The 22,251-nt window shown below is 67.8% G+C and carries 9 protein-coding genes; 6 read left to right on the top strand and 3 right to left on the bottom strand.

Annotation, left to right across the window (positions count from 1 at the left end):
• Window positions 1-620 precede the first annotated feature (620 nt).
• Both OHA72_RS50370 and OHA72_RS50365 read left to right on the top strand, forming a co-directional pair.
• Window positions 621-1,103, top strand: coding sequence for a Het-E N-terminal domain-containing protein (locus tag OHA72_RS50370; RefSeq protein WP_327003214.1), 483 nt, complete (start codon window positions 621-623; stop codon window positions 1,101-1,103).
• 34 nt (window positions 1,104-1,137) lie between these two features.
• On the top strand, window positions 1,138-3,621 hold the full coding sequence (locus tag OHA72_RS50365) for a tetratricopeptide repeat protein (protein WP_327003213.1): 2,484 nt from the start codon (window positions 1,138-1,140) through the stop codon (window positions 3,619-3,621).
• Between the two features lie 474 nt (window positions 3,622-4,095).
• Here OHA72_RS50365 and OHA72_RS50360 read toward each other — a convergent pair whose 3' ends face one another.
• The 3 genes from OHA72_RS50360 to OHA72_RS50350 all read right to left on the bottom strand — a co-directional run bounded on the left by OHA72_RS50360 (window position 4,096) and on the right by OHA72_RS50350 (window position 8,376).
• Window positions 4,096-5,883: a reverse transcriptase/maturase family protein gene (locus OHA72_RS50360; RefSeq protein ID WP_327003212.1), complete on the bottom strand. Its 1,788-nt coding sequence runs from the start codon at window positions 5,881-5,883 to the stop codon at window positions 4,096-4,098.
• Window positions 5,884-6,663: 780 nt separating this feature from the next.
• A complete protein-coding gene (locus tag OHA72_RS50355) occupies window positions 6,664-7,350 on the bottom strand; it encodes an alpha/beta fold hydrolase (RefSeq protein ID WP_327003211.1) in 687 nt (228 codons plus the stop codon).
• A 687-nt stretch (window positions 7,351-8,037) separates the two neighbouring features.
• Window positions 8,038-8,376, bottom strand: coding sequence for a VOC family protein (locus OHA72_RS50350; RefSeq protein WP_327003210.1), 339 nt, complete (start codon window positions 8,374-8,376; stop codon window positions 8,038-8,040).
• Between the two features lie 188 nt (window positions 8,377-8,564).
• Between OHA72_RS50350 and OHA72_RS50345 the strand changes: the two genes are divergently transcribed.
• The 4 genes from OHA72_RS50345 to OHA72_RS50330 all read left to right on the top strand — a co-directional run bounded on the left by OHA72_RS50345 (window position 8,565) and on the right by OHA72_RS50330 (window position 22,162).
• A complete protein-coding gene (locus OHA72_RS50345; protein ID WP_327003209.1) occupies window positions 8,565-8,906 on the top strand; it encodes a hypothetical protein in 342 nt (113 codons plus the stop codon).
• 183 nt (window positions 8,907-9,089) lie between these two features.
• On the top strand, window positions 9,090-9,275 hold the full coding sequence (locus tag OHA72_RS50340; RefSeq protein ID WP_327003208.1) for a hypothetical protein: 186 nt from the start codon (window positions 9,090-9,092) through the stop codon (window positions 9,273-9,275).
• 656 nt (window positions 9,276-9,931) lie between these two features.
• Window positions 9,932-10,483, top strand: a complete 552-nt coding sequence (locus tag OHA72_RS50335) for a hypothetical protein (RefSeq protein WP_327003207.1) — start codon at window positions 9,932-9,934, stop codon at window positions 10,481-10,483.
• 126 nt (window positions 10,484-10,609) lie between these two features.
• A complete protein-coding gene (locus tag OHA72_RS50330) occupies window positions 10,610-22,162 on the top strand; it encodes a LamG-like jellyroll fold domain-containing protein (RefSeq protein ID WP_327003206.1) in 11,553 nt (3,850 codons plus the stop codon).
• The last annotated feature ends 89 nt before the right edge of the window (window positions 22,163-22,251 follow it).

Here is a 22,251-nt window from a genome sequence, read left to right as displayed (position 1 = left end):
TTCTCACGAAGATGTCGCCGGACATGTCGCTTGCGACAACTTGGTGAGAAATAATGGCAAGGTGCCTGTCCTGTACGCGGACAGATTGCACCGTCCGCACTTAGGTTGCACCGTCCGCACTTAGGTTGCACATGATCTTGCACCGTTCGGGCCTACCTTGCGCGTCGCCGAGCACGTGTCCGGTCCCAGTGGAGTTGGCAGTTTCCCAGCGATCCGCGTAGCCGTCTCGGCAGATTCTCGGGCGGCCTGGCGGTTGTGCAGCTGGCGTACTCCGACCGGGTGAATGACGTCTCGGTAAGCTTGGCGAGTCTCAATGGATCAGCGATGGTTCGGACCTCTTCCGAGCGCTGGAGCGCCAGCCGACCTCGAAAGCGCCACCTGCAGCGAGAAGCCAGCCGTCGGTGTCTCATTGCACATGTCGAGCCGCAGCTCACGGGCGCCGACCGATGACATGATCCTCGGGACGTCGAGCCACGACGCCGCACGGTGACGCGACGGACCGGGCCAGGGCCGCCTTGTTCGTCTCCATCTATTTGTCGCAGCCCAGCTCACCGCATGATCATTCGACATGTTTCTGAGACCGGACAGCACGGTGCATGGCGCGGCCATACGCAGCTGTCGTGTCGGGTCGTGGTCATGGGACGTTCGGTGATGACGATCTTTCGACAGGTGGTGACACAATCGGCCGGTGCCATCAACGGAAGGGGATCTTCGTGTCCGAGATCGAGCTGATCCTGACCGCATTGATGGCCGACACGGCCGCGGGCACGACCGCCGGGGTGACAGCGGCGGCACAGTCTGCGGTCCTTGATGCGTACACCAGCCTGCGGGATCTGCTGCGCCGGGCATTGACCCGGCAGGGCCGTCCGGACACGGTGCTGGACGCGGTCGAGGCAGAGCCTGGCACCTGGCAGACCGAACTCGGCGAGGCCCTGACCGGAGCTCGCGCCGACCAGGACCCGCAGGTGCTGGCAGCGGCCCGGACGCTGTTGGCGCTGGCCGATCCGATCGGGTCGCAAGCGGGCAAGTACCACGTGGATACGCGGGAGGCGAAGGGCGTCCAGGTCGGTGACCACAACACCCAGCACAACACCTTCTCCTGACCCTCACCGGTTGCCATCTGCCGAGCAGGGCGGTGTGGATGCCCGTGCGGCGCGGGGCGTGCAGGTCGGTGACCACAACACCCAGACCAACTACTACGCCGGGCGTCGAGCGGTGTCGTGGCCGCACCTGGTCGGGGTCGTCCCGCCGGTCGCGGTGGGCCGCCTCGACCGGCCGGTGGACGCGGCGTTGGAGGCGGCGGTCACCGCCGGCGGCGCGGCGGCGGTGGTGTGTCAGGTCCTGGCCGGCCTGGGTGGGGTCGGCAAGACCCAACTGGCAGCAAGTCTGGCGCACCGCTGGTGGCGCAAGCGCCAGGTGGACCTGCTGGTCTGGGTGACCGCGACGTCCCGCGCAGCGGTCCTGACCCGTTACGCCCAGGCCGCCGTCGATGTGACCGGGGTCGAGGATCCGGACCCGGGTGACGCGGCGCAGCGGCTGTTGGCCTGGCTGGCGGCTACCGGCCGGCGGTGGCTGCTGGTGCTGGATGACCTGACCGACCCGGCTGATCTGCAGGGCTTGTGGCCGCCGGTCACCCCGACGGGTGCCACCATCGTCACCACCCGGCGCCGCGACACGGCGCTGCTGGCCGGCCGGGCGTTGATCGATGTCGGCGTGTTCACGCCCGGGCAGGCGGTCGGCTACCTGCACAGCCGGCTCGGCGATCAGCCGCACCGCCTCGACGAGGCCGCCGAGCTCGCCGCCGACCTGGGTGGGCTCCCGCTGGCGTTGGCGCAGGCCGCCGCCTACATCGCCGATCAGGACCTCACCTGCGCCGGCTACCGCCGTCGCCTCACCCGGCGCCGCCTGCACAGCCTGCGGCCGCAGGTCCTGCCCGACGACCAACCCACCGCCGTCGCCGATACGTGGGCACTGTCGATCGACCTGGCGGACGGGGCCACCGGTGGCGTCGCGGGCCTGCTGCTGCGGCTGGCCGCGCTGCTGGACCCCAACGGCATCCCTGCCGGGCTGTTCGCCACCGCCGCGGTCACCGGCTACTGCACCACCCGGACCGGGCACCCGATCGACGGCGACGACACCCGCGACGCCGTGCGGGCCCTGCACCGCCTCAGCCTCGTCACGGCTCCACCGGCCGACAGTACTGACGGCCTCGTCCGGGTCCATGCGCTGCTGCAACGCGTCGTGCGGGAACACACCCCGGCCGAGGACGAACACGACCTCGCCGTCGCCGCCGCCGACGCCATCAACGAGGTGTGGCCGGCCCACGAGCCCGACGCCGGCACCGCCCAACCGTTGCGCGCCAACACGATCATCCTGCACCAGCACACCGGCCGGCACCTGTGGACCACCACCGACGCCGGCCACCTCATCCTGTTCCGCACCGGCAACAGCCTCGGCAACACCGGCCTTGTCGCCGTCGCCCGCGACTACTTCCACCAGCTGCACACCACCGCCACGGCACACCTCGGCCCGGACCACTCCGATACCCTCGCCACCCGTCACAACCTCGCCCGGTGGCGTGGGGAGGCTGGGGACCCGGCGGGTGCCGCCGCCGCGTTCGAGCAGCTCCTCGACGACTATCTGCGGGTGCTCGGCCCGGACCACTCCGATACCCTCGCCACACGTCAGAACCTCGCCTACTGGCGTGGGCGGGCTGGGGACCCGGCGGGTGCCGCCGCCGCGTCCGAGCAGCTCCTCGACGACCGGCTGCGGGTGCTCGGCCCGGACCATCCCGATACCCTCGCCACCCGTCACAACCTCGCCCGGTGGCGTGGGCGGGCTGGGGACCCGGCGGGTGCCGCCGCCGCGTACGAGCAGCTCCTCGACGACCGGCTGCGGGTGCTCGGCCCGGACCATCCCGACACCCTCGCCACCCGTCACAACCTCGCCTACTGGCGTGGGCGGCCCGACCCGGCGGGTGCCGCCGCCGCGTTCGAGCAGCTCCTCGACGACTATCTGCGGGTACTCGGCCCGGACCACTCCGACACCCTCGCCACTCGCAGCAACCTCGCCCGGTGGCGTGGGGAGGCTGGGGACCCGGCGGGTGCCGCCGCCGCGTTCGAGCAGCTCCTCGACGACTACCTGCGGGTACTCGGCCCGGACCACTCCAACACCCTCGCCACCCGCGGCAACCTCGCCCGGTGGCGTGGGGAGGCTGGGGACCCGGCGGGTGCCGCCGCCGCGTTCGAGCAGCTCCTCGACGACTACCTGCGGGTACTCGGCCCGGACCACCCCGACACCCTCGCCACCCGCCACAACCTCGCCCGGTGGCGTGGGCGGGCCGACCCGGCGGGTGCCGCCGCCGCGTTCGAGCAGCTCCTCGACGACTACCTGCGGGTGCTCAGCCCGGACCACCCCGACATCCTTACCACCCGCGGCAACCTCGCCTACTGGCGTGGGCGGGCTGGGGACCCGGCGGGTGCCGCCGCCGCGTCCGAGCAGCTCCTCGACGACCGGCTGCGGGTGCTCGGCCCGGACCACCCCGACATCCTTACCACCCGTCACAACCTCGCCTACTGGCGTGGGCAGGCCGGCGCCGTTGGCGAGGAAAGTGCCAAGTAAGTCCGGACACTTCGCGGCCCGACCGTTCAGACACAGTTGTCCAACGCCACGTCAGCGCCCCGAGCGCCGACAAGTAGGACCGGACGAGACAGTGCCTGTCCGGTCTCCGTGAGGTTGGCGGATTCTCGGACAGCTGGCGGGTTTCCCGTCGGATTCGCGTACATGGTGGCGGCATGGGCCCGATATGTACACTTATGCCCGGACGACGTCTCAGGCAATCTGGCGGGTCTCAATGGATCAGTGTGTTATCCGGACGGGCTTGACGTTTCCCGCGAGTGCCGCCGGGGCTGCTGGGGAATGCGTCCCGCGTCTTTGGTAACGCTGCGTAGCGTCGATCGTGGCGGTTCCGCTGGTGCTGCGCTTCGCACCGGTAGGTCGCTGGCGAGGTTTCCGTTGTTCGCGGTTCCTTTTCCAGCGACCCCCGGCCCGAACCCGCCGTGCCGGTTGTCCCGGCAACGGGCTCTCCAGTGACTGCTACGTGAGCGTGTTGGCAGGTTGCCGGTGGTGGATGCTGTTGTGGCAGGGTGGGCAGACGATCAGTGTCTTGCGCCGCATCCTGGCCATCTGTTGCGCCCATACCGGTTGTGTTCGTCCCGGGGTCGCGAGTTGGGCGAGTTTGGCGACCTGGTGGACTTGCACCTGGGCGCGTTGCTCGCATAGTTCGCACCAGCCTCGGCGCAGGCGGGCGAGTAGTTCGCTGCCGTTGCGTCGGCCGGCCAGTGGGGCGGGTTGACGGTCGTCGAGGACCGCTTTCCTCTGCCGTTTGAGGGGGATACCGCCGAACCGTGTGGCCCGCGGTTTCCTGTCGGCGCGTTCGACCGTGGCTTGGAAGCACACCCGTCGCCCTGCGGGGGTGTCGATGGTGGCCTGGTACTTGTCGGCCATCTTCGACACGGTCGAGCGGTGCTTGCCGGCCAGGGTCTTGAGCATGGAGGTCAACATGACCCATTGCAGCCGGTTGAGCCTCCACACATCCTGCGCGGGCAGGTAGTACTGCAGATAGCCGCGCCACTGTGCCCCGTACCTGCCGATGATCTCGTGATCGGGGTGGTTCAGCAGTTCGGGGCGCAACTCGGGTTTGCCGAGTTTCATGAACGCGGCGCTCTTGGCAGTGATCACGTCCCGGGGGACGCGCAAGGCGACCTTCCCGTTGGCCGACCGGTGACCACGGGTGGTCTTGTGGTCGGCGTGTTGGACGGTGATCTCGTAGCCGAGGAACCTCGCCGCGCCGGTACGCCCATGAGTGATGAGCGTCTTGTCCTGGTTGAGTTCCAGCTTGAGGTCATCGCGCAGGAACTGCGCCAGCCGGGCCTTGATGTACTCGGCTTCCTGTCGTGGTCCGGTAAATCCCAGCAGGTGATCGTCGGCGTATCTGGTGTACCGGAGCCGCCGGAAGTCGGGATCGCGGGGGTTGCCCCGCGGCAGGGTCCGCAGCTGCTGCCGCAGCTGGCGGACTGCTTCGACGTCGCGGCGACGCCGGGCGCGCTCGATCGCGGCTCTCACCCGCCCGTAGGCCGGGTTGTGTGCCCGGCTCACGCCTCGGGTGTACTCGGGGATGAGCTGTGTTTCGACAAACTGGTCCAGTCGGTCAAGATAGATGTTACTCAATACCGGCGAAGCCACCCCGCCCTGCGGAACACCGGAGAGGGTGGCGTTGAACTCCCAGTCCTCAAGGTACCCGGCGTGCAGCATGTTACGCAGCAGCCGCAGGAACCGGTTGTCGTGGATGTGCTCGGCCAGGATCGACAGCATGACCTCGTGGTCGAAGCTGCCGAAACAGTCGGCGAGATCACCCTCGATGAACCAGGTTGTCCCGGACCAGCAGGTCGCCACCTCGGTCAACGCCGTGTGACACCCCCGACCGGGACGGAAACCGTGTGACCGGGCGGAGAACCTCGGTTCGTAGTACGCCTCCAACAGCAGCCGCACCACCTCACCGACGAGCTTGTCCGCCCATGATGGCAGACCCAACGGCCGCAACTTCTTCCCGTCCTTCTTGGGAATGTAGACACGGCGCGCGGGCATGAACCGGTAACGTTCGTGGCGCAACGCATCGATGATGCGCCCGATCCGGCCCAGGGTCATGCCATCGGCGGTCTCCCCGTCGACCCCGGGCGTCATCGCGCCGTGGTTGGCGTAGATGCGCCCGTAGGCCATCAGGTACAGGTCCGGGTTGAACAGTTGTCGATACAGCTCGGTACACGGCAGGCCACGCCTACCGCGCTCACGCAGGACATCCAGTACCGTTTCGGCGTTCTGCATTACGCATACCTCCCGGAATCGTGGTGTCCGATCACCTGGCCCCCTTCGCCCTGTGTCCGGCTCTCCCGGACCCCCTGGCAGGTCGTGACTCCTGCGACTACTACGAGGCCTCCGTCGCCATAGGACTCGCGTCCCGTAGGCGATCCCGCGTTCGTCCCTGGTGTACGTGACAGCGGAACGTAGGCGGCCCACTCATCTCCTTGAATGCCCTCACTGGGCATCGCCCTGTGCCCCGAAGGTTGCGCCGGCGAATCCGGAACACCAGCGCACGGCACGGCACCGGCTTCGGGCGTCTTGCCGGTGGATGTCGGCTTGCATCGTCTGGAGATTGGGCTTCGGGCAATCCAGCTCTCGCCATATTCCGCGGGTCCCGCAGCGCACCGCCCCTGACGCCTGGGCGCGACCACTGCTTTCCTGGCATGCTCTTGTCCCCTTCACCTTTCGGATCCAGGTCAGCCATCAGACCCAGGAACCTCCCTCCGAGTTCCTCCCAGCTGCGCTGGGGATACAACAGGACGCCTCGCGGCGCAGCGGATTTGCCGATGACAGCGCGTCTGATCAGCCCGCGTTGAACGTGCCGGAGGCGGCCTGTATGACTCAGGCCGGCGAGGGTGCGGAGGGCCGGTTCGCACCCAAGATCCACGGGTAGTTCAATGTTGCTATACGATTCACCATCGGGTCAGATGTCGCCAGCACGGTGGCTTTTGAGCCCACCGCGGAGATCTACCGGCTTCGCGCCGGGGAGAAAATCACAGTCGAGTGGATCGACGCGGGTGAGGATCATGAGGCGATGCAGGCGTTCGTGACGGTCTCGGTCCATACCTCGGAGTGGGTGGACCAGAAGTCATGCGGTACGCCATGCACGGTCGAGAACCGTCCCCGCGCAACGAGCGCAGCGAGCTGCTCCACGGGCCACGACGGCCGGATGTCATCCCCGGCGGCGATGAAATGCATCGGCACGCTGCAGTCGGCCAGTTGCCGCCAAAGATTCGGCCGATGAATCCAGTCGGTGAACGAATCGCTGAGCGCAGCATGGACTTCAGGCACCCAATCGATCTCGACGACAGGTTCGATGCTCTTGCCGGCTTCGTATGCCTCCGACCACGTGCGGTCGCGCTGCGGTCCCCGGCCGGCGATACCGACCACCGCCACCACAGCCTCCGGATGCTCGACCGCGTAGCGCACACCAAGGTCACAGCCCCATGAGTGGCCGACCACGATCCAGGCGCCGACACCGACCGCCTTACGGATCGCTTCGAGATCGGCGATGGCTTCTTCCATGGTGTGCGGGCCGCCGCCCGAGCGGCCGACGCCTCGCGGTTCGGGGTACCAGGTGCGGTGGTTGAGCGGCGCAATGTCGTCCCGCTCCAGGTACTGCACGCAACCGGGACCACCGGTCAGGACGACGACGTCCGGGCCATCACCGGTCACGCCGACGTACAGCGTCGTAGCTCCGACAGCAACCATCCGAGACTCCACGTCCGGCAACGCTACCTTCGACACCGTCCGCTCGTGCCGCGGTCGGCACGTTGAGGTCAGTAGATGGCGTGTCCGGAACGGGCGATGGCACCGGAGGCGTCCTGGCGGCATCCGCATCTGGCGCGATCCGGTGCGCCCCATAGCCAGCCAAAGCCAACGGTGCGGCCAAGGTGGTGGTGACTCACGGTCACGGCCGCGCAGGCGAGCGACCTCTGGGTGAACCGCTCACGGTCCTCTGCCGGCATCGGTTGATGCATCGGATCCGCCAACATCACCGAGAGTCCTGACCGGCCGAGTCTCGCTGTACCTGTCGAAGTCCAGTTGACGGGGCGCTGACCGATGACATGATCCTTGGGACATCGAACGACGTCGCATCTTGTCGACGGGACAGTCCGAGCCGGGACCGTCCGGTTCGTCTCGGACTACTTGTCGCAGGCCAGCTCGCCGCATGATCATCCGACATGATTTCTGAGACGGACAGTGCCGTGGCCATGAGGTGGGACAAGCTCGCGGTCCGCTACGAGGCAACCGTACTGGTATCGGCCATCAACGAGTGGCTGTGACCAGCACATCTGACGCTATGTCCTCCCCGAGGCGGCCAGCAGCTGATGAACCGCTCGCTCAAGCCTGAGCGCTACGGCGTCTGACGAGGGATACCTGTCAACGCCGGTGACGTCAGGAAGACGTCAGGCAGAAGGGGTGGCCAGCCGGATCCAGGAGTACCCGCCAGCGTCCGTCGCCGGGCTGATGGTCCGGCTTGTCCGCGCCGAGTTTCAGGGCCAGCTCTTCCATCGCATCGAGGTCGTCAGCGCGGAAATCCAGGTGGAACTGTTGTGGCACGTCCTGACCCGGCCACTGCGGAGCCCGATATCCGTCGACCCTCTGGAATCCCAGATCACAGCCGGAGTCGTCCGTCAGAGCGACGAACTCGTCCGTACTGAAGAGTTCGCGCATCCCGGTCAGCGCACCGTAGAAGTCCGCCAGCGTCTGCGGGTCGGCACAGTCCAGAGTCACCCCCCGCAGCACAGCGCCTGGCACCATTCGCTCCTTCGCGTCCGCATGTCTGTCTCCGTGAGCCGCCGCTGCACGCGATCACCGGCCACAGCCACACCGTACTCGCCACATCCACCGCTGAAGTAGCGGTTTACCCCTGCCTCAGACCAACGGGAGGCTGTGACCGACGGCTCATTCAGAAGAGCGGCTTGTCGCTGGTCGACCACTTCGACCTGCCGGACGAAGCCTGGTGGGACGACTTCTACTCGCCGATGGAGCGGCAGATCGAGAAGCTCCGGTCGAAGTACGCCGGCGACGCCGAGGCTCTGGCGGCCCCCGACGAAGTTGCCAAGGAACCCGCGATGCATCGCCGAAGCGGGCACCACTACGGCTACAACTTTGATCGCGTGCATACTGTGCTTGACCTGCATATTTGCCTACTCCAATGGCCTGGGGGTCAAGGGTCGTGGGTTCGAATCCCGCCGTCCCGACAATCTGAGGGTTTCGCAGGTCAACCGCCTGCAGGGCAGGGTCATTGCGTAGTCGGGTAGTTCCTGGTCACGGCGTCGATGAGATCGTGTGGTCGGCGGTTGGCGCGTCTGGTGGCTCGATCGATGTTGGGTTCGCCGTTGCTGCGGTGAAACCCGATCGCGATGTTGCGGGGGACCGCTGCGACCGCGGGTCCGGTGCCGGTGCGGGCTGTGTGGGTGTCTTCGCGGAAGGTTTCGTCGCGTATGCCGGAGCAGCCGGTTTTCGATGTGCCACTCCAGGTGGGCCCATTCCTGAAGGTCGGCGGGCGGTGCCTGGTCGGATTCCTCGACCCGGCGGCCGACTTCCTGATGGTCGGCACCGACGCGGTCGATGCCGAGCATCTGTCGCCGTCAGGACGATACGGTCGGCATCGCGGGCGGCCGGGTTGAGAGCCGGTGTGGACGCAGCATCACGAACGGCACTTGATTGGAGTGCGCTAACAACGCGCTCACAATGGAGATCAACTCCAGACGGACACGGAAGCATGACGCAACACCGGCCAACACGCAGCCGTGTTAATATGGGCAGGTCACTTGGATGTGAGAACACGGGCCGACACGAGCCGACACTCCACAGTGGAACCGGTCCGATGCTGGGGGTCAAGGGGTCGTGGGTTCGAATCCCGCCGTCCCGACAACTGAGGGTTTCCGCAGGTAAAACCACATGCGGAAACCCCATTTTCATTCCTTGGCCTGAATATGTATGTCGCTGTTGGACCCTTAACTCGGGTTATTCGTTTCCGAACGACCTGGGTTCTGGGCGTGTGCTTGCTGTTCACGTGGCTGCACTGTGGTATTTGACGTTGCGTGGGCGAGCGATCAGACGCCTTGACGTTGCGTCTGCCACGAGTCAAGGGGTCCGGCCATGCCGGATAGCTGCATTGCGCCGTCGCGGGAACCGCGGAAAATGTTCAAGCGTCAACGTGATCTCCGGATCGGTGCCGGACTCTGCCAGTGTGGGCCTCTTGGTGGAGTTTCCGGCGACGGTCTCCTAACGTGTGCGCCGCGGACCGAAGGCGGTCTGCGGTGCGGCGGGGGAGGGTGTCATGGCGCGCAGGCCGATACGGCGGACGAAGCAGGAGCCGGTCGTCTGGTGGCGGCGGCTGACGGTGCCGCAGCGGTGGCTTGCCGGCGGCGGGGCGGCGCTGGTGGTCGCGATCGTGTTCATGGTCGCGCTGTGGCCACAGTCGGCGCCGGAGTCCCGGGAGCGGGAGTACCTGCAGTTCACCGCCTGTCTGCTCACCCCCGCTGACGGCGTGCGGGACGCGGCGGCGGAGCCGGTGTGGAAGGCGATGCAGGATGCCTCGTTGCAGACGCGGGCGAAGGTGCAGTACCTCGAGATCAGTGGTGCGCAGACCGTCGACAACGCGGTCACGTTCCTCAACAGTCTCGCCCAGGGCGGCTGTGACCTGATCTTCGCCGCTGGGGACCTGCCGGTGCGGGCGGTCGCGAAGGGCGCGGCGACGTTCCCGGCCGAGCGGTTCGTCACTGTCGGTGCATCGGCGGCGGCGCCGAACGTGTCGACGGTGGATGCCGTGGCGCCGCATGACGGGGTCGTCCGGACGATCACCGAGGCGGTGGCGGCCGCGCCGCGATAGCAACGTTGCATGTGATCTATGTCACGCATCTGCGGTCATGAATGGGAAAGGCCCTGGCCGCGACGCCTTTTCGCGGGTGACCGCATCACATCGGTCGATCATGTTGAATCGGGCAGATGACGGACATTGATCCAGCGCTATCCGCTGATCAGTCATTGTTTCTGGGAGTTTCCTGATCGAGTCTCTGCGCGGCACATGTTGCTCACGGGGAGGCACGGCATGAACGCTGGTCGTTGGTTGGCGCATGTGCGGAGCGTGAAGATCGCACCGCGTAACGGGAACCTGTTCGGACGGGTTCCCCGGCGCGTGCCACGGCCGGTGGCCGTCGGGGTGTTGCTGACGATGGCGCTCGTCGCCGCGGTCCCGTCCGGCGTCGTACAGGACGGACCCGGTGCCGGCTTCCCGCTGCGCCTGCCGTCGTGGCTGCAGCCGGACCCGGACCACGACTGGGGCCGCGAGGCATTCAACGGCATACCGCAGCAGCAGAAGGCGGGCAAGCCTGGGGCGCTGACCCAGGACCAGCTCGACGAGCTCGGCCGGGTCGGGCGCGGCGCCGGCAACCCCGCGGGCAAAGGTATCGGGGCGGTAGGGCCGTATCAGGCGCCGAAGCACCGTGTCGACATCGGCAAGTCCGCGGTGAGGTCCGGACCGGCGAGCTTCGACGAGCAGACGAGCACGCTGGTCCCGGCCAAGGGCAGCGCCGATTCGGAGCTGTACCAGAACGCGGACGGCTCGTTCACCCGCCGCGAGTACTCCGGCCAGGTTAACGTCAAGGCCGCGGACGGCACCTGGCAGCGCATCGACACAGACCTCATCGACGACGGCAAGCGCCTGCACCCTAAGGTGTCCGCCGCGGACGTGTCGATCGCCAAGAGCGCCGACGACCCGCAACTGGTGATCCTGCGCAATGTCGGCGGCGGCACGTTCGGGTACTCGCTGCAGGGTGCCGCGAAGGTGCCGGGCGAGGTCACGGGCGACACCGTGACGTACAAGGGTGTCCAGCCGGGCATCGACCTCCAGCTGCGCGCGACCGGCGACGGCGTCAAGGAGGACCTCGTCGTCGCCGACGCCAAGGCCGGCAACGCGTGGGTCTTCCCGCTCAACCTGGAGCATCTGACCGCCCGCAACGGCGCTGACGGCGCGATCGAGCTGGTCGGTACGGACGGCAAGGTCGCGGCCGTGATCCCCAGCGGCATCGTGCACGACTCGAAGTACGACCCGCAGTCCGGCGGGTTCGAGCAGGCGACCGAGGCGAAGTACGAGATCGTCGACCTGAATGGCCGTCAGGCACTGCAGGTGTCCGTCGACCGGGCGTGGCTCGACGACGCGGCCCGGGTCTGGCCGGTCGTGGTGGACCCGTCGGTGACCACGGCGCTGGACGCGACGCAGGACACGACGGTCCGCAACGACCGCAGCAGCGACCAGTCCGGCGATGTTGAGATGTCGATCGGTAACAACGGCTCCGGCGTCAAGGCGTACTCGTTCCTGAAGTTCTCGAACTTCTTCAGCACGTTCGCGAACGTGAACGTGACCGCGGCGAAGCTGAACGTCTTCGACCGTTGGGCGTACACGTGTACACCGAAGTCGTTCGAGGTCAACCCGATCAGCGTGGGCTGGAACACCGGCGCGTTGAGCTATCCCGGGCCGGCGTTCGGCAGTTCGATCGGCTCCGTCACACCGAACGTTCCCACCGCCTGCGGCAACGGCGGCGGCAATCCGGCGATCGGCGACTGGGTCGTGGTCAACTTGAGCGTCGGAACGTTCAACAACTGGGCCCGCAACATCGGCAACAATGGCCTGGCGATCACCACGTCGCAGACCGACCCGTTCCACTGGAAGAAGTTCACCACCGCCAACTACAACCCGAACTACGCGCCGTTCCTGCAGATCACGTACCAGTTCGAGACCCCGGTCGTCACCAGCACGCTGCCGCCTTACGGCTATGCGGCGCCGACGCTGACGCCGGAGCTGCAGGTCCTGGCCTACGACCCGGACCATGCGCCGAATGCGAACCTGTCCTACAACTTCGTGGTCCAGGACAAGAACGGCGTCACCAAGTGGACCTCCGGCGCGCAGGCGTCGCCGACGGTGCGGGTGCCGGCCGGCAGCCTCAAGTGGGGCGAGACGTACACCTGGATCGCCCTGGCCAGCGACGGCTCCTCCGCGCAGGTCTATCAGGACTGGCAGACGTTCACGACGTCGGTGCCGCAACCCGACATCACCTCGACGCTGTCGCAGAACGGTGAGCTCGGCTACGAGCCGAGCGTGCGGAACTACACGACCACGGCCACGGACGCGACCGTCGCCACGGTCGGCCCGGCGCTGACCGTGGAGCGGGACTACAACAGCCTCGACCCGCGGACCAACTCGGCGTTCGGTCAGGGCTGGTCGAGCGTGTTCGACCTGTCGGTCACCGAGGTCATGTCCGGTGACGCGACGCCGGTAGTGGACACGGTGACGGTGCGGTACCCGACCGGTCAGGAGATCGCGTTCGGCCGCAACACGGACGGTTCCTTCGCGTCACCGCCCGGCCGTTTCGCCACGTTCACCAAGGAGAGCGACGGCCTCGGGTACAAGTTCGTGGACAAGGACGGCACGGCGTACCTGTTCCGGCAGGCCCTCGTGACCGGCAGCGCGACCACGCCGTACACCTGGGGCATCACGTCCATCACCGACGCCTCGGACCGCAAGGAGACGTTCTCCTACACCAACAACCTGATCAGCCAGGTCACGTCGGCGTCCGGCCGGTCGCTGCACCTGACCTGGGCCGCGCCCGGCGGCACGCCCGGCTATGCGGAAGCCACGAGCCCGGCGACGTTCTCCGACCAGACCGACGACCCGGGCGTGACGGTGCTGCCGCTGACCGGCGACGACGTGTCGACCGGTGTCACGCTGCCGTTCGCGTTCCCGCTGTACGGGCAGAACTACACGAACGCCACGGTCTCCTCCAACGGCGTCATCGCGTTCGCGGGCTTCGCCGCTGACGGCGACAACTCCGCGATCCCGAGCGCGGCGAACCCGAACGGTGCCCTGTACCCGTTCTGGGACGACCTGCAGATCAACGGCCAGGCGACGGTCACCACCAAGACCAGTGGCACGGCGCCGAACCGGGTGTTCAGCATCGAGTGGTACGAGGCGTACCTGTTCGGCCGCTCGACCCGCGTCACCGTGAAGGCGGCGCTGAGCGAGAACGGCACCATCACCTTCAGCTACGACGGCATCGACCCCGCGAACGATCAGGACAAGGGCGCCGCGGCCGTCGTCGGCATCGAGAACGCGACCGGCACCGCCGCCGTCCAGCACTCGTTCCACCAGCCGGTGCTGGCGAGCAACACCCAGATCACCTACACGCCGATGGCCACGCCGCCGCCGGGCGTCACCGCGAAGGTCGCCTCCGTCGCCACCGACCCGGTCGGGGATGACCAGGGGACCGCCCTCACGTGGACGTACACGTATGACGCCAACGGCCAGCTGCAGAAGGTCTGCCCGCCGACGTCGACGACGGCCTGCCACACCTACACCTATGGCACTGCGTCGCTGTACCAGTCGGCGGTGCAGAATCTCGGGCCGCGCGCCTACTGGCGCCTCGGCGAGGCCGCCGGCGAGCCGGCCGCGGTCAGCGAGGTCATCGAGAACCAGGGCACCGACAACGGCACGTACGCTGGCGTGGCGGCGACGAGCGCCGGCCCGCTGCCGGCCTCGACGGTGACCGCGCCGACGTTCAACGGCACCTCGTCGATGGTCACGGTGCCGAGCAAGGACCTGCCGTTCGGCAGCGGCTACCAGTCGGTCAGCATGTGGTTCAAGGTGGCGCCGGACGACCGGGGCATCCTGCTCGGCTTCTCCAAGGACCAGGCCGGGACCGGCGGCACCTCCGGCACGTACACGCCGGCCCTGTACGTCGGCACGAGTGGCAAGCTGTACGGCGAGCTCTGGAACGGCACGGTCAACCCGATCGCCAGCACCAATACGGTCGACAACGGCGCCTGGCACCACGTGGTGCTCACCGGCGCCGGCGCCACCCAGTCGCTGTACCTCGACGGCGAGCTGCAGGGCAGCCGTTCCGGCGTCCTCAATATGGCGTACGCGGACCTGCTCAAGAACGTCGCGATCGGCTCCGGCTACTGGGGCCACGCGTGGCCCGACCAGCCGGCGGCCGGCGTCACCGAGCAGACGGGCTGGTTCGATGGCTCGATCGCCGAGGTGTCCAGCTTCGACCGGCCGCTGACGCCGGCGAACATCGCCTCGATCTACAAGGCCGGCACGGCGACCGCGCGTCCGCTGACCGCGGTGAAGCGCCCGTCGGGCAACACGACCGCGGCGATCGTCTACGAGGCCAAGGACTCGACGGTCAAGACGGTGACCGACTCCAACGGTGGCGTGTGGCAGCTCGGGCCGCCGGTCACCACTGGCTCCAGCAAGGTGTACGCCAGCGCCGCGCTCGCCGGGTCACCGGCCGACTACTACCGGTTCGGCGACGGCGACGGCGCTGCGTTCGCCACGAACGAGGTCAACGGTAACCCGGCCACGTACAGCAACGTGACGCTCGGACTGCCCAACGGCCTGTTCGACGACTCCACCGCGGCCCAGTTCGACGGCTCCACATCCATCGTGAACCTGCCTGACACCGGGCCAGGCAGCGACATACCGACCAACGGCACATACTCGATCAGCCTGTGGTTCAAGACCCAGACTGCCGGCGGCGTGCTGTTTGGCACCTGGGACAACACGATCACCACGTCGAACTGGCACACCCCGCGGCTGTACATCGGTACTGACGGCAAGCTGCGCGGCGGGTTCTGGACCACCGCCAACGGTCTGGTGATGACCTCGGCGGGCACGGTCACCGACGGCAACTGGCATCACGCAGCCGTCACCGCTTCGAAGAACAGCCAGAAGCTGTACCTCGACGGCGCCGAGATCGGCTCGGGCACCAACACCCTCGCCGACGACCTGTCCACGCACGCCACCGTCGGCGCCGGCGCCTGGTTCGGCTGGCCCGGCGCGAGCTCGGCACAGGCCAGCTACTTCAACGGCTTCATCTCCGACGTCGCCTACTACCGCAAGCAGCTCTCGGCCGGCACGGTCGCCAACCAGTACGCGGGCTGGCAGAAGAGCAAGAACACCGGCGCGCCGGTCAAGATCGTCACGGTCAAGCATCCGCTGAACAATGACCCGCAGAGCAAGGACCTCACCTACACCTTCGACCTCAACACCGGCCGCAAGGTCGCCGAGTCCGACGCGCTGGGCAACGAGACCCGTTACGGCTACAGCGAGAACGGCTTCCTGCGCACCACGACCGACCCGCTGGGCAACATCACCACGAACGAGCACGACGTGCGCGGCAACATCGTGTCGACGACGACGTGTCAGGTGCAGAAGGACAACGTCTGCAGCAACGTGTACTTCGAGTACTTCCCCGAAGGCGGCGCGACGAACGCGACGCCGACTCCGGACCGTCGCAACGACATGCTCATCCGGCAGCGCGACGGCCGCTCCACCAGCGCCACCGACCCGAACTACGTCACCGAGTACACCTACGACACCAACGGCAACCGGACGTCGACGAAGGACCCGCTCGGCCGGATCACCAAGACCGACCTGACATCCAGCACCCAGGCCTACGGCAGCCCGGCGGGCGTGTTCGCGCCCAACGGCCTGCAGCGGGCAGTCACCATCCCGTCGGGCGGGGTCCAGACCGTCGACTACTTCGCGAACGGCGACGTCGCCCAGCTCACCGACCCGGCTGGCAAGGTCGTCAAGTTCACCTACGACAACCTCGGCCGGATCGCCTCGCAGCTGGAGTACACCGAGACGACGCCGACCGGCGGCGGCAGCACGTTCACCTACGACGGCCAGAACCGGGTGAGCACCCAGACCGGTACGCCCGTCACCAACCGGATCACCGGCGCGGTGCACACGACGGTGACGACGACGTCCTACGACGTCGACGGCCACGTGCTGTCCCAGGTCGTCTCCGACCCGACCGGCGGCGACGCCTCGCGGACGATGTCGAGCTCGTTCAACACGTACGGGCAGACCGTCACGGAGACGAACGGCGGCAAGACGACGACGTACGAGTACGACGTCTTGGGCGACGTGGTGAAGGAGACCGGCGCCGACGGTGGCATCACCCAGAACGAGTACGACGCCGAGCACCGCCTGCGGTTCGTCAAGGTCCTGAACTACACAGGGGACCCCAACGCGCCCTCCGCGCCGACGACGCTGACCCTGAACGAGAAGCAGTACGACGGCAACGGCCGGATGGTCCTCGAGATCGACGCCATGGGCTTCCAGACGGTCCACCAGTACACCGACAACGGCCTCGAAGCGAAGATCATCCGCAAGAACCCGACCGCGGGCCAGCCGGACTTCATCCAGGTCGACAACTCCTTCGACGCCGCCGGCAACATCGTCAAGGCGGTCACCGACAACGGCACGGCGACGAAGCTGTACACGCTGGACAAGGCCAACCGGGTGACGGGGGAGACGTTCGACCCGACCGGCATCAACCGGACGACGACCATGTCGCTGTCCCCGGACGACCGCGCGATCGCCAGCGTTGTCACCGACGGCACCGGGACGGTCCTGTCTCGTTCCGAGAACACCTACGACGAGCTCGGCCGCGATACGAGCTCGACCACCTACAACACGGCCGGCCTCACCCCGGTCGCCCGCTGGAAGCTCGACGAGACCACGGGCGTCACGGCCGCGGACTCGGTCGGCAACTCGGCCGCGACCGCGACGAACGTGGCGTGGTCGACGGACCACCCGGCGACATCGACCAGCGCCGGCTCGGCGGTGTTCAACGGTACGAACGCCTACGCGTCGACAGCCGGCCAGGTCCTCGACACGACAAACGGGTTCACGGTGTCGGCATGGGCGAAGAGGGCCGCCGGCACTGGCTGGCAGACGGTTGTGACGCAGGAGGGTGTGAACCAGACGGCGTTTGCGCTGCAGGTCGAGCCGATCACGGGTAAGTGGAGCTGGCAGCTGCGCAGCTCGGATGTGGCCAGCCCTGTGCAGTATCAGGTGCTGTCGGCGTCGGCGGCGGCGACGAACACCTGGACGCATCTGGTCGGTGTGTACGACGCGGACAGCCAGACGATGTCGCTGTATGTGAACAACGCGGCCCCGACCACCACGGCGGTCCGGCTGCCGTGGAAGGCCAAGGGCCCGCTGACGGTCGGCCGCAACTTCAGCGGCGGCTACGGTGACTACTGGAACGGCTCCATCAGCGACGTCCAAGCCTACTCCCGGCCGTTGACCGCCGCCGAGATCGGGCAGGTCTACGGCGGTACCGCCCCGGCCGCGGGCGCCACCGTCACGCGTAGCACGGCGAAGCTCAGCAAGGCCGGCCAAATCCTCGCCAGCACCGACGCGCTGGGCAACGTCACCGACAACACCTACGACGAGGCCGGCCGCCTGGCCGTGATCACCGGCCCAGCCGCGATGGCCGAGTCCGACGGCGGGACGCCCCTGTCCACCCGCCCGGTCACGTACATGGGCTACGACACCTTCGGCCTGCGCACACACGTCAAGGATCCGCGCGGCGGCGTCACGCGGACCACGTACGACTCGGCCGGCCATGTCCTGACCAGCATCGCCCCGGCGTACACGGCGCCGGGCTCGTCCACCGCGCTCACGCCGACGACGACCCGCGTCTACGACGACACCGGTCAGCTGATCAAGCTCACCGACGCCCTCAACCACGACACGCTCTACACCTACGACCAGCTCGGCCGCGTATCGAAGACCGTCGCCGCGGACACCGGCGTCACCAAGTTCGGCTACGACGCCAACGGCGACCAGACCACGGTCACCGACGCGACCGGCGCCGCGACGACGAACACCTACGACTTCCTGGCCCGCAAGGTGACCACGTCGGCGGTCGTGCGGCAGGACAGCACCCACTACGACACGCTGTTCGAGTACGGCACGGACGGCAAGCTCAAGAAGACGACGTCGCCGACGGGCGTGACGCAGGAGCAGACGTACAACGCCGCTGGCGACGTGGTCACGCTGAAGGACGGCGCCGGCAACGTCACCGCCACGACGTACGACGCGGTGGGCCGCTCGACGAAGACGACCCTCGCCGACAACTCCTACACCACCGTCACGTACGACCTGGCGGGTCACCCGGTCAAGAGCGAGCAGTTCGCGGCCGGCGGCGGCGCGGCGCTGACCACGACGTCGCAGACCTACGACCGGGGCGGCCAGATCCGCACGAAAACCGACGCCCGCGGCACGACGATCACGTTCGGCTACGACGCGGTGGGCCGGCTCACGCAGGAGACGCAGCCGGTCGACGCGGTCCCCGCGAACAACATCGTCACGACCTTCGGCTACGACGTCGCGGGCAACCAGACCCGGTTCACGGACGGTCGCGGCAACGCGTTCATCACGAAGTACAACGTCTGGAACGTGCCCGAGGAGCAGATCGAGCCGTCCACGACGGCCCACCCGAACCTGACCGACCGCACGTTCAAGATTGCCTACGACGCCCTGGCCCGCCCGGTGACGCAGACCATGCCCGGCGGTGTGACCATCACCAACACCTACAACGAGGTCGGCAAGCTCACCGGGCAGACCGGCGCGGGCGCCGAGGTGACCACCGCCGCGCGGAGCTTCGGCTACGACCTGGCCGGCCACCTAACCTCGACCACCGGCTCGGGCGGAGCGAACACCTTCACCTACGACGACCGCGGTCAGCTCCGGACCACCAGCGGCGTCTCTGGCGCGGCGACCTTCACCTACAAGAACGACGGCCAGCTCTCCACCCGGGCCGACGCGGCCGGGAGCACGGCTTACAACTACGACACCGCCGGCCGTCTCGACACGGTCGCCAACACTACGACGTCGGTCCAGACGAAGCTGACGTATAACACCATCAACCAGCCCAAGACGGTCATCTACGGCGGCACCGGCAACGTCCGGACCTTCGGCTACGACACTCGTCACCGTCTGAACACCGACGAGCTGAAGACATCCGGCGGTACGGCGGTCGCGTCGATCACCTACGGCTACGACAACAACGGCAACGAGACGTCCAAGGCCACAACCGGCTTCGGCGGCACGGTCAGCAACACCTACACGTACGACCTCGCCGACCGCCTGCTGTCCTGGAACAACGGCACCGCCACCACGGCGTACACCTACGACAAGGCCTCCAACCGCCTGACCAACGGTACGAAGACCTTTACCTACGACCAGCGCAACCGCCTGCTGACCCAGTCCGGCGGCACCACCTACACCTACACCCCCCGCGGCACCCTCGCGTCCGCCAACGGCGTGCTGACCAAGACCGACGCCTACGGCCAGGTGACCCAGCAGGGCACCACGACCTACACCTACGACGGCCTCGGCCGCCAGACCAAGACGGGCCTGTCCTACACGGGCGTCGACAACGACCTCGCTGCGGATACCACGGCGACGTACACCCGGGACCCGGGCGGCTCGGTCGTCGGGGTAAAGGGCGCCAGCGCGCAGTACGCCTTCACCGACCAGCACGACGACCTCACCGGCCTGTTCACCGCGACCGGCACGGCCACCTCCGGCACGACGGTCTACGACCCGCTCGGCAAGGTCCTCGCCACGACGGGGATGCAGGGCAGCCTGGGTTACCAGTCGGAGTGGACGGACCAGTCGACGAGCCGGGTCAACATGATGGCCCGCTGGTACAACACCGACACGGGCCAGTTCGACACCCGCGACACCGCGTCGAACAGCCCGATCCCGAACTCGGCGGCGGCCAACCGGTTCGCCTACGGCGACGCCAACCCGCTCATCGCCACGGACCCGAGCGGCCACTGGAGCCTCAAGTCGGCCCTCAAGAGCGTGGCCAGCGCGGTCAGCACCGTCGCCAAGGCCGTCCTCCCGCCGGTCGTATACAACTTCGCGGCCACCGTCGTCTCGGCCGCCTACAGCGTCGCCAGCACGGTCTACAAGTACACGGTCGCCCCGCTCGTCAAGGCGGCGACAACGGTCTACACGGCCGGTCGCAAGTATGCGGCGCAGGCTGGCCACGCCCTGACGCGCATGGGACAAGCGGCCTCGGCGGCGTACAAGCAGGGCGGCCTGCTCGCCGTCGCCAAGACGGCGAAGGCGGCGAGTGCCAAACGGCTTGCCGACGCCGTGGTCAACACCGCCAAGTTCATCAAGGACCACAAGAACCAAATCATCGAGGGCTTGGCCATCGTCGGCGGCGTCCTGGCCGGCATGGCCTGTACCGCCGCCACCGCCGGCGCGGGCGCGGTCGCCTGCATGGTCGGCGCCGCGGCCCTGGTCAACCTGGCCAAGGACGCGGCCCAGGGCAACATCCACAGCTGGAAGGACGCCCTGACCTCGGCCGGTACCGGCGCCATGCAGGGCATTGCCGGCCCGCTGGGCGGCGTGGTCGGCGGCAAGGTGGCCTGCTTCGCCGCGACCAAGCTCGCCGGCATGGCCGTCAACGCCGTGGGCAAGGTGGTGGCCGGCGCCATCAGTGGCGCCATCGCGGGCGCGGTGAGCGGCGCGGTGGAGGACATCGTCAGCCAGATCGGCACCAACGGCCGGGTCGACTGGGGCTCCGTCGCCACCAGCGCCGCGATCGGCGGCATCACCGGCGCCATCAGCGGCGGTAGGGCCGGCCGGGCGTCGCCGTGCGGCAGGCACAGCTTCGACCCGCAGACCGCCGTCCTCATGGCCGACGGCTCGACGAAGAAGATCGAGGACATCGAGCTCGGCGACGAGGTGACGGCCACCGACCCCGAGACGGGCACGACCTCGGCCAAGCCGGTGACCAAGCTGTGGGTCAACCACGACACCGACCTGACTGACGTGACGATCCGGGTCAAAACCGCGACGACCAAGGGGGCGAACGCCTCGAAGCCGTCGAAGCTGGCAACGGCGGGCGCGGCCCTGGTTACCGCGGCCGCGGTCGCGGTCGGCACCACCACGACCGTGCTCCACACGACCCAGCACCACCCGTTCTGGGACCGCACCACCAGCACCTGGGTCAACGCCGCCGACCTCAAGCCCGGCACCGAACTCAAAACGGACGAGGGCGCGACCGCCGAGGTCGTCGCGGTCGACAACTTCACCGGCGCGAAGGACATGCGTGACCTCACCGTCGCCGACGTCCACACGTACCACGTCTCCACCGCCGGCGCGACAATCCTCGTCCACAACAGAACCGTCTGCGGCGCCCCCGGCGGGGACGACGAGGTTATCGAGTGGGACAACGCCAACACCCACGATCCGGCTCGATTCCCCAACCGCGACGCCCACGATACGAGCACTCAAACTCCGATCGACGACGATGCCGTTCGCACGAGTGGCGCCGGCGGTCTGCAGGACGGTGAACACACCTACGTCGTACAGTCCGGCGGCGGCGTCAGGTCCTTCCACAACGAAACCGTCCAAGGTCGCGAGGTCGGCTGGGACTTTGTCGGGGGCACCCACCCGGGTGCGGGCCACACGAGCTTGGCGGGCCGGAGCGGCGGCCAAGCGAATCCGGTCATAGCGGCGGGCAACTTCCACGTCCGAAACGGCGAGATTGTCCAGGTGGGCAACGAATCCGGGCACTACCAGCCCCAGCGTTACGGCCCCGGAAACGATGCGCTGTTCCACATTGCGCTGCGCGCTTTCGCGAACGCCCGCTTCCCGATCTCGCGGAACGTCGAATGGAACGACTGGTGAGTGTGAGCCACTAGGGTGCTGACTGGTGGTAGTGAGGGTCCGGCCGGCGACGACCGAACCCTCACCGGGATGAACGGTTGGGAACCGGC

This window comes from Dactylosporangium sp. NBC_01737 (genome assembly GCF_035963215.1).
Classification (GTDB): Bacteria; Actinomycetota; Actinomycetes; order Mycobacteriales; family Micromonosporaceae; genus Dactylosporangium.
Note: the sequence above shows the minus strand (reverse complement) of the source record. Positions and strands in the feature narration are given on the sequence as shown.